Below are 1,572 nucleotides of genomic sequence, written 5' to 3' on the forward strand. Positions count from 1 at the left end.
CGACCGACCTAAGGAATGACCAACTTAGTATCTATTTAACTGTGTGTTTTTCGATATCTAAGGGGTGTAGGTCTCCCTAAAAAGGAGGTGATCCAGCCACACCTTCCGGTACGGCTACCTTGTTACGACTTCACCCCAGTCACCAGTCCTGCCTTAGGCATCCTCCTCTCCGAAAAGTTGGAGTAATGACTTCGGGCACTACCAGCTTCCATGGTGTGACGGGCGGTGTGTACAAGGCCCGGGAACGAATTCACTGCAGTATGCTGACCTGCAATTACTAGCGATTCCTCCTTCACGCAGGCGAGTTGCAGCCTGCGATCTGAACTGAGCTCCGGTTTACGGGATTTGCTTGCATTCGCATGCTTGCTGCCCTCTGTCCGGAGCATTGTAGTACGTGTGTAGCCCAAGGCGTAAGGGGCATGCTGACTTGACGTCATCCCCACCTTCCTCCGGTTTGTCACCGGCAGTCTCTCTAGAGTGCCCAACTTAATGCTGGCAACTAAAAACGAGGGTTGCGCTCGTTGCGGGACTTAACCCAACATCTCACGACACGAGCTGACGACAGCCATGCACCACCTGTGTTCGCGCTCCCGAAGGCACTCTTCCCTTTCGAGAAGATTCGCGACATGTCAAGCCTTGGTAAGGTTCTTCGCGTTGCATCGAATTAAACCACATACTCCACCGCTTGTGCGGGCCCCCGTCAATTCCTTTGAGTTTCACCGTTGCCGGCGTACTCCCCAGGCGGGATACTTAACGCGTTAGCTACGGCACGGCTCGGGTCGATACAAGCCACGCCTAGTATCCATCGTTTACGGCTAGGACTACTGGGGTATCTAATCCCATTCGCTCCCCTAGCTTTCGTCCCTCAGTGTCAGTTACGGCCTAGCAGAGCGCCTTCGCCACTGGTGTTCTTCCTGATCTCTACGCATTTCACCGCTACACCAGGAATTCCCTCTGCCCCGAACGTACTCTAGCTATGTAGTTTCCACTGCTCTTATCTAGTTGAGCTAGACTCTTTAACAGCAGACTTACATTGCCACCTGCGGACGCTTTACGCCCAATCATTCCGGATAACGCTTGCATCCTCCGTATTACCGCGGCTGCTGGCACGGAGTTAGCCGATGCTTATTCCTCAGGTACCGTCATTGTGTTCTTCCCTGAGAAAAGAGGTTTACGACCCAAGAGCCTTCCTCCCTCACGCGGTATTGCTCCGTCAGGCTTTCGCCCATTGCGGAAAATTCCCCACTGCTGCCTCCCGTAGGAGTCTGGGCCGTGTCTCAGTCCCAGTGTGGCTGATCGTCCTCTCAGACCAGCTACTGATCGTCGCCTTGGGAGTCCATTACACTTCCAACTAGCTAATCAGACGCGAGCTCATCTCCAGGCAGTTAACCTTTCACCCCGAAGGGCACATCCGGTATTAGCCACCGTTTCCAGTGGTTGTCCCAGACCTAGAGCCAGATTCTCACGCGTTACTCACCCGTCCGCCACTGTGTCCGAAGACACCGTTCGACTTGCATGTGTTAAGCATACCGCCAGCGTTCATCCTGAGCCAGGATCAAACTCTCCGTTTTG

Annotated in this window: 1 rRNA gene; it reads right to left on the reverse strand. The window is 53.9% G+C overall.

Going from position 1 to position 1,572, the window contains the following annotated elements:
- Nucleotides 1-80: 80 nt before the first annotated feature.
- Nucleotides 81-1,571: ribosomal RNA gene (locus tag V7K45_RS05165) — 16S ribosomal RNA — on the reverse strand.
- Nucleotide 1,572: the final 1 nt, after the last annotated feature.

This window comes from Nostoc sp., assembly GCF_036917375.1.
Lineage (GTDB): Bacteria > Cyanobacteriota > Cyanobacteriia > Cyanobacteriales > Nostocaceae > Nostoc.